The 7779-nt window shown below is 61.5% G+C and carries 9 protein-coding genes; 2 read left to right on the top strand and 7 right to left on the bottom strand.

Features of this window, described 5'->3' with window-relative positions; all coding sequences use genetic code 11:
• Positions 1 to 148: 148 nt before the first annotated feature.
• Both ABSG20_RS28150 and ABSG20_RS28145 read right to left on the bottom strand, forming a co-directional pair.
• Positions 149 to 925, bottom strand: a complete 777-nt coding sequence (locus ABSG20_RS28150) for a transporter substrate-binding domain-containing protein (protein ID WP_423867743.1) — start codon at positions 923 to 925, stop codon at positions 149 to 151.
• Positions 926 to 1115: 190 nt separating this feature from the next.
• Complete coding sequence (locus ABSG20_RS28145) at positions 1116 to 1511, bottom strand: hypothetical protein (RefSeq protein WP_423867742.1); 396 nt, start codon at positions 1509 to 1511, stop codon at positions 1116 to 1118.
• Positions 1512 to 1787: 276 nt separating this feature from the next.
• On the opposite strand from ABSG20_RS28145, the gene ABSG20_RS28140 reads away from it, so the two are divergent.
• Positions 1788 to 2237, top strand: coding sequence for a hypothetical protein (locus ABSG20_RS28140; RefSeq protein WP_423867741.1), 450 nt, complete (start codon positions 1788 to 1790; stop codon positions 2235 to 2237).
• Positions 2182 to 2694, top strand: coding sequence for a hypothetical protein (locus ABSG20_RS28135; RefSeq protein WP_423867740.1), 513 nt, complete (start codon positions 2182 to 2184; stop codon positions 2692 to 2694). Before ABSG20_RS28140 ends, ABSG20_RS28135 begins: the two co-directional genes overlap by 56 nt.
• Positions 2695 to 2728: 34 nt before the next feature.
• On the opposite strand, the gene ABSG20_RS28130 is transcribed toward ABSG20_RS28135, so the two are convergent.
• The 5 genes from ABSG20_RS28130 to ABSG20_RS28110 all read right to left on the bottom strand — a co-directional run.
• A complete protein-coding gene (locus tag ABSG20_RS28130; protein WP_423867739.1) occupies positions 2729 to 4153 on the bottom strand; it encodes an amidase in 1425 nt (474 codons plus the stop codon).
• 65 nt (positions 4154 to 4218) lie between these two features.
• Positions 4219 to 5208, bottom strand: coding sequence for a hydroxyacid dehydrogenase (locus tag ABSG20_RS28125; protein ID WP_423867738.1), 990 nt, complete (start codon positions 5206 to 5208; stop codon positions 4219 to 4221).
• Positions 5209 to 5282: 74 nt separating this feature from the next.
• Positions 5283 to 6383 carry an ABC transporter ATP-binding protein gene (locus tag ABSG20_RS28120; protein WP_423867737.1) on the bottom strand — a complete coding sequence of 367 codons (1101 nt, stop codon included), beginning with the start codon at positions 6381 to 6383 and terminating at the stop codon, positions 5283 to 5285.
• Between the two features lie 5 nt (positions 6384 to 6388).
• Positions 6389 to 7303 carry a carbohydrate ABC transporter permease gene (locus ABSG20_RS28115; protein WP_423867736.1) on the bottom strand — a complete coding sequence of 305 codons (915 nt, stop codon included), beginning with the start codon at positions 7301 to 7303 and terminating at the stop codon, positions 6389 to 6391.
• Positions 7303 to 7779: carbohydrate ABC transporter permease (locus tag ABSG20_RS28110; protein ID WP_423867735.1), on the bottom strand; the 477-nt coding region annotated here is incomplete at its 5' end. The genes ABSG20_RS28115 and ABSG20_RS28110, both read right to left, overlap by 1 nt.

Below are 7779 nucleotides of genomic sequence, written 5' to 3'. Positions count from 1 at the left end.
GCATCCGCCAACGTGATCCACATCACTCTCATGGGTTGAGTCGGGGATCAAAGGCTTTGGTTCAATCGCTCGCCATTGGCCCGTCCAGCGCGACCACAGAGACCCCCCTCAATAACAATTTCCCACCCAAGTTGTTCGGAGCCAAGATTTATTCGAACCACGCCGAATAGACCTTCCTGAAACTGCCATCCTCGACCGCGATGTGCAGCCACTGATCGACAAATGCCTTCAGTGCGGTATCGCGCTGCAACCAGTACGCCTTCTCAGCAAAGTCGAATGGTTGATCCGGATGCACCGCGCAGAGCACGCCAGGGTGAAGCTTCTGCTGATAGCGGGTCTCCGACGCATCCGTGATCATCAGATCCGCTTCGCCCCTGGCGATCTCGTCGAAGATCGAAACGTTGTCATTGTAGATCCTGATCTCGGCATTTTTGACGTTGGCGCGGGCGAATCGCTCGTTGGTGCCGCCAGGATTGACGATCACGCGCGTGCCCGGTTTGTCGATATCGGCGATGGTCTGGTACTTGCCCTTGTCGGAGCAGCGCGTGATCGGCGTCTTGCCCTCGCGCATGATAGGGGTAGAGAACAAGCCCTTTTTCTGCCGATCGAGCGTGATCGAGACCCCGCCCATCGCGATATCGAAATCGTCGGCCTCGAAATCCTTCATCAATTGCGGCCATGCGGTATGTACATACTCGACCTTGACGCCGAGCGCCTTGCCGAGCTGCTCCGCCATGTCGACGTCGAATCCCCTGAACACGTCGGTGGCCTTCTCGAGCGAGCTGAACGGCAGATAGTCGCCGGTCATCCCGACGCGCAGCGTCCCGCGCGTGATGATTTCGTCGAGGCGAGAGACCTGCTGCGCATGCGCGGTGGCCACAAAAAGGGAAAACGCCGCGGTAAGACAGCGAAGTATTCGAAGCATCTGATTCTCCGGAAACGGCGTCCGATCACTCCGGGGACCTGGCCGTGATCGGACGTTAAAGCCTCTTGCGGCGATGCCGGCCTTCAACCGACCGCCTACGACATCCTGCGCCATCGTGGCGCCAGCCTCGTCAAGAAGGACTACCTGGGAATACCACCCAGCCAATCTCCGGATGCCTGGCCGGGCTTCGTTACGTTTCGCCGCCCTTCCGGGCGAAATCCGCGATGTTGCGGCGCCCGTACATTTCGCTTCTGAGCGCCTGGTAGCGTAACTGCGCCTCGCTCTCGCGCGCGTCCACCAGCCTGATCGCTTCAGCCGGAGACATTGGGCCGGCGACGACAGCATTGGAATCGCCGAGTGTCTCGGCCACATAATATTCGCCGTCGTCCCCACGGCGGACCGTCCATTTGAATCGGATCGCGGCCAAAGGGCCGGGACCTAACTTGTGATAACCATCCGCCTCGGTGAGGCGAGGGGTCGGCTTTTCCTCGACCATGCTCTTTTGTGCGGAATGCGGGGCTTCCGGGTGGTCGAGGATACTGGCGATAGCCGCCAGCGCATGATCGGTCGGGTCGCTGTTACTCACGCTCACTCTCCCAAAATACGCAACGCAAGGGAAACGGAACTCAGCCCTTACTACCTATATCTAAAGATTTGCTCTCGATTACGGCTGAGTTTTGTCGGTTCAGGCCCAAATCCGGCAATAATTTGTCTTTGGGGGGTCCCGGTCGAGCCGGATCGCCGCACGAAACGACGTGGTCTGGTCGCCGCGCCAGCTGCCCTGCGAACCTCTCTCAGCTTGAACCTGATGCCCGGCAGCGGCGACCTATCCGGGGCGATGTTAGGAGAGTGAGACCCTGCAATGTCCGTTCAGCAAATCTTCGTGCTCGGTACCGACGGCAATTTGTGGCTCGAGGGAGCACCGTTCGGAACACAGATCCCGCCGCTTCGCACCCAGGTCGACGGCAACGTCTCATATTTCGGCGCGTTCAGCGCGCAGGAGGTGCTCGTCCTCGGCACCGACGGCAATCTTTGGCTTGAAGTCGGGCCGTTCGGACAAGTCCCATTGCGCGACACATCCTCCTTCCCCCCTGCCGCGAGCAACCGCTATCGGATTGACGGCAGCGTGGGCGGCTTTTCGCCGTGGAGCCCAAGTGAGATATTTGTCCTCGGCAATGACGACAACGCGAACGGTTCCTCTGCCGCCGTGCAACGGCGGAACGGCGGGCTGCCGCACCCAGGTCGACTCCAATGTCGTGTTCTTCAATGCCATCGATTCGACGCATGTATTCGTCGCCGATCGCAACAATGATCTGTGGCTCGACCAGGGACCCTGGGGGCAAATCCCGCCGCTGCGCACTCACGTTGACGGCAACATCGGCGATTTCCTGGCGGTGGACGCGGAGACGGTTTACGTGCTCGGACAGGACGGCAATCTGTGGCTGGAGAACGCGCCATTCGGAACTGTTCCGTTGCCGCCCTGCTCGGAGACCTCAGGTTTTGGCCAGGGATTTAGCTGCCGCACCCTGGTGGCTTCAAATGTTCTGGCCTTCGATTATTTTGCGGACGGGGGCGGCGTATTCTACATCGACGGCAACGATAATCTCTGGCAGGCGTCGCCGCTCGTCCAGATCGACGGCAACGTTTATAGTTTTCAGCCGCTCAGCCCCGAGCAGTCCCTGATGGCCAGACGGGTGCGCTCCCGGGCGGCGGCGCGGCCGCAGCGTCCGGTCGGTGGACGGCGCTCTCGCTTTGCGCGCCGAGTGTGAGATCTTTTGCGGACCTGGACATTGCGGCCAAGGCTCAGGCGCAGACCGGCGGCAATTTGTCCTTCCAGGGGCGCTCCTGCTCGAGTTGGGCCGCCAGACGGAATAAAGTCGCCTCGTCGCCGAAGCGCGCGGCGAACATCATGCCGAGCGGCAACCCGGCCGCATTCCAGGCTAGCGGCACCGACATCGCGGGCTGGCCCGACATGTTGAACATGGCGGTGGCAGGCATATAGCGTCGCAGGATCGGTGCGATGTGCGACAGGTCCGGTGACATCGTGTTTAGCTCGCCGATCGGCAGCGGTGGCAGGCAAAGCGTCGGGCACAACAACACGTCGCAGGTCGCCAAGAACATCGCCAGCCCGCGCGAAATGCGGAAGGCGTCAAGTTGCGCGGCGACATAGTCGGTCGCGCTCGCCTTTTGCGCATTGTGGGCGCTTGCCAGCGTCAATATTTCGAAATCATTGTCCGTCATCGCGCGACCAAAGCGCTGCTCGGCAACGCGCACATTGAGCGCGGTATTGGCGCTGACGATGGTCGACATCACCACCGCCGGATCGGCCTCCAGCATCGGCGCGCGCTCCTCGACGTGATGGCCGAACCCTGCCAGCAGGCTTGCTACATCGCGGACGGCGTTTGCGATTTCGGGATCGATGGCGTCGCCATAAGGGGATTTGTCGGTAAAGGCGATGCGCAGCCGGCCGGGATCACGTCCGACTTCCTGAAGGAAGGGCCGTTCCGGCGGCGGCGCGCGATAAGGGCTCGACTGTTCGGGGCCGTGGACGGCATCCAGCATCGCCGCGCTGTCACGGACGCTGATGCTGAGCACGTGACCACAGGAAAACCCGCCCCAGCCTTCGCCGCGATCCGGGCCGAGCGGATTGCGGGCGCGGGTCGGTTTCAATCCGAACACGCCGGATGCGGAAGCGGGAATGCGGATCGAGCCGCCGCCGTCGCTGGCATGGGCGAGGGGAAGGATGCGCGCGGCCACTGCTGCTGCCGCGCCGCCGGACGAACCACCGCAAGAGTGTGCCAGATTCCAGGGATTTCGGGTAGGACCGAACAAACGGGACTCGGTGGTCGGCATCAATCCGAATTCCGGGCTTGAGCTTTTGCCGAAGATCGTCACCCCGGCATCCAGGAAGCGTTGGGCGAGGGTGCCGGTATGGTCGGCGACGTTGTCATGGTAGACGCTCGCGCCCGAGGTGGTCCGTGTACCCTGCAGAAGATCAAGGTCCTTCAGAAGAAAGGGCACGCCGGTAAAGCGGCCATCCGGAAGTCCGCGCTCGATCTGTCGCTCGGCATAGTCGTAATGCTTTACAACCACCGCGTTGATGTGCGGATCGATTTTTGCCGTGCGGGCGATCGCTTCGTCCAGCAATTCCTTGGCGCTGACCTGCTTGTTGCGGACCAATGCGGCAAGGCCCACCCCGTCATAGCTGCCGTATTCGCTGAAGGCCATCTGGGTACCTGCTATCAGGAGATAACGAAGCCGGTGAAGTCACGGGCAAGTTGCCGAACATCGGATCAGCCGAGCACGTCCTGATTGATGACGTTGTGGCGGATCGGGTCGCCGTCGAGCGCGCTTAAGATATTGCGCGCGGTCTGCTCGCTCATGCGGTCGACGGCTTCACGCGTAACGCCAGCGACATGCGGGGCCATGATCACATTGGGAAGCGCAAACAGCGGATGACCTGACGGCGGCGGCTCCTGCTCGAAGACGTCGAGACCGGCGCCGGCGAGCTGGCCTGCGACCAGCGCGTCGTGCAGCGCAGCCTCGTCGACGATCCCGCCGCGCGCGGTGTTGATGAGATAGGCCGAAGGCTTCATGCGGTGCAACCGCGCCACGTTGAACATCCCGACCGTCTCCGGCGTTTTCGGGCAGTGGATGCTGACGAAGTCGGCGCGCGGCAGCGCCGCATCAAGATCGGCAGCCACCTCGCAGCCCGCCGCCGCGATGTCCGCCGCCGTCTTGTACGGATCGTAGACCAAAACCTGCATTTCCATGGCCAGGCAGCGTTTGGCGGTGCGGGTCCCGATGCGGCCGAAGCCGATAATCAGGACGGTCTTGCCATAGAGATCATAGGGCAACATGCCGAGGCGATGACCCCATTTGCCGTCCTTGACGATGCAATGCATCTCGACCGCGCGCTTGGCCAAGGTCAGCATCATGAACAAGGCCTGTTCCGCGACCGACGGAGAATTGGCGGTGCCCGCCACCATCAACGGGATCCTGCGGCGGCTGAGCGCCGGGACGTCGACGGCGTCATAGCCGACCCCGATCCGGGTCACGACCGTCATCTCCTTGGAAGCTTCAAGCTCGGGTTCGCCGAACCGGGTCGCACCGAGCGCCACACCGTGAACCGGCGCCTGCGCCTTGAGCATGGCCTCGAAATCGGAAGCGGAAATCATGTTGGGAAATTCAACGATCTCGATGTCATCCCGCTCCTTCAGTAAAGCCCGTCCCGGCTCCGACATCGATTCAGTAATGAAAATTTTCTTCTTGTTGGTCGCCATTCCAAATGTCCCGCCTAGTCCCCGGCCGAGCCCAAGGCTTCTCAGCCTCATGGCTTATCTGGTCACGGGGGCCGTCAAATGACGGCCCCCGTGACCTCATTTAGCAGGTGCATATTGTTGAGGTCCACTGCCAATCGGAGCGACCCGCCATCGCGGGCGCCGGCATTGGGATTAACCCGTCCGCAAATCTGGCTGCCTTCGAGCGTGAAATAAATCAGCGTCTCCATGCCCATTGGTTCGGTGACGTCCAGTACAGCGTCGAAGCTTTCCACCCCCGGTTCCGGATGGGCGTTGGCCTCGGTGATATGCTCCGGCCGCAGCCCCAGCAGTAATTTCTCGTTGCGTGCGACAGTTTGATAGCGCGTTGCGCGACGTGCTGGCAGCGGGAAGGCGATACGGTCGGTCAGCCGGATGTGCAGGTTTCCGCCTGTTTCCTCCAGCCGGCAAGGCACGAAATTCATGGCCGGCGAGCCGATGAAGCCGGCAACAAAGCGTGTCGCCGGGTGGTGGTAAAGATCATTGGGCGTGCCGATCTGCTCGATGCGGCCGTTGTTCATGACGACGACCCTGTCGGCCAGCGTCATCGCCTCGACCTGATCGTGGGTGACGTAGACGGTCGTGGTGCGGACCTTCTGATGCACTTTCTTGATCTCGATCCGCATCTGGACCCGGAGCTTGGCGTCGAGGTTGGAAAGCGGTTCGTCAAACAGAAACACTTTCGGGTTGCGCACGATGGCGCGTCCCATCGCGACGCGTTGGCGCTGGCCGCCGGAAAGTTGCTTCGGCTTGCGGTCGATCAGATCGGTGATGTCGAGCATGCGCGCCGCTTCGGTGACCCGGCTCTTGATCTCGGCCTTCGGATAGTGCTTCAGCCGCAGGCCGAACGACATGTTCTCCGCCACCGTCATATGCGGATAAAGCGCGTAGTTCTGGAACACCATCGCGATGTCACGGTCCTTTGGCGGCACGTCATTGACGACGTCGCCGCCGATCATGATATCGCCGTCGGTGATATCCTCGAGCCCCGCGATCATCCGCAAGGTGGTCGATTTTCCGCAGCCCGATGGCCCCACCAGCACGACGAACTCGTGGTCGGCGATATCGAGATCGATGCCGCGCACGGCCTCGACCTCGTCGTAACGTTTTATCACCTTACGCAACGTGACGTCAGCCATGAGCATCAACCCTTTGTCGCGCCGGCCGTCAGTCCGGCAATGTAATAGTCCATCAGGAACGCATAGATGATCAGCGGCGGCGCCGCGCCGAGCAGGGCGCCGGTCATGATCTGGCCCCAGTTGAAGACGTCGCCCTTGATCAAGGTGGTGATGATGCCGACCGGCAGCACCAGCTGATCGGTCGAGGTGGTAAAAACCAGCGGGTAGAGGAATTGCGCCCATGAGACCGTGAAGGCGAAGATGGTCGCGGCGATCAGACCGGGCAGCGCGACCGGAATGAAGATCCGCGTCAGGGTCTGGAACCACGAGGCGCCGTCGATGATGGCGGCCTCATCCAGTTCCTTCGGGATCGAGGCGAAGTAGCCGATCATGATCCAGGTGCAGAACGGCACGGTCAGCGTCGGATAGACCAGCAGCAGCACGTACCATTTGTTGATCAGCTGGATGCCGGTCCAGTCGCCGAACACCGCGAACATCTTGAACAACGGAATGAACAGCAGGCTGTCGGGAACGAGGTAGGTCAGGAACACCCCGGTCGCCAGCGTCGCCGAGCCCCAGAAGCGCATGCGCGCCAGCGCGAACGCCGCCGGCACGCTGATCAGCATGGTGACGGTCACCACGATGATCGAGACCAGTGCCGAGTTCCGGAAGAAGGTCAGGAACTGGTTCGATGTCAGCAGTCCCACGTAGTTCTCCAGCGTCGGATGGAAAACCCACCACGGATTGGTCGCCGCCGAGATCTCGGCGCTGCTCTTGAGCGAGGTGATCAGCATGTAAAGCGGTGGCACCAGCGAGAAGATCGCGAACAGCACCAGAAAGAAGTACGACCAGCGCAGCGCCCAGGCGCGGTCGCGGCTCATGCTGCCATATTTGACCGTGCGCGTCGGCGCTGCCTTGTCGATCACCACGGTGCTGGCCATCAGGCTTCGTTCCCGCGCTTGGTGACGCCGCGCAGGATAAAGATCGCCGCGACCGCAAGGATCGGCACCATGAACAGTGAGACGCTGGCGCCGAGCGGAATATCGCTGCCTTCGATGCCCAGCCTGAAGGCCCAGGTCGCGAACAGATGGGTGCTGTCCAGCGGCCCGCCCGCGGTCAGGATCCGCACAATGTCGAAATTCGCGAACGTCACAATCAACGAGAACAGCGTGGTGATCGCTATGATGTTGCGCATCATCGGCAGCGTCACGTACCAGATGCGCTGCCACCAGTTGGCGCCGTCGATCGCGGCCGCCTCATAGAGCTGTTCTGGCACCGACTTCAGCGATGCCAGATACATGATCATGAAGAACGGGGCGCCGTACCAGATGTTGACCAGGATAACGGAAAAGCGGGCCCAATTGGCATCGCCGGTCCAGGGGATCGGTCCGATGCCGAAGAATGAAAGTGTGTAGTT

Origin of the sequence: Bradyrhizobium sp., assembly GCF_049512235.1 — a bacterium.
Taxonomy (GTDB): Bacteria; Pseudomonadota; Alphaproteobacteria; order Rhizobiales; family Xanthobacteraceae; genus Bradyrhizobium.
Note: the sequence above shows the minus strand (reverse complement) of the source record. Positions and strands in the feature narration are given on the sequence as shown.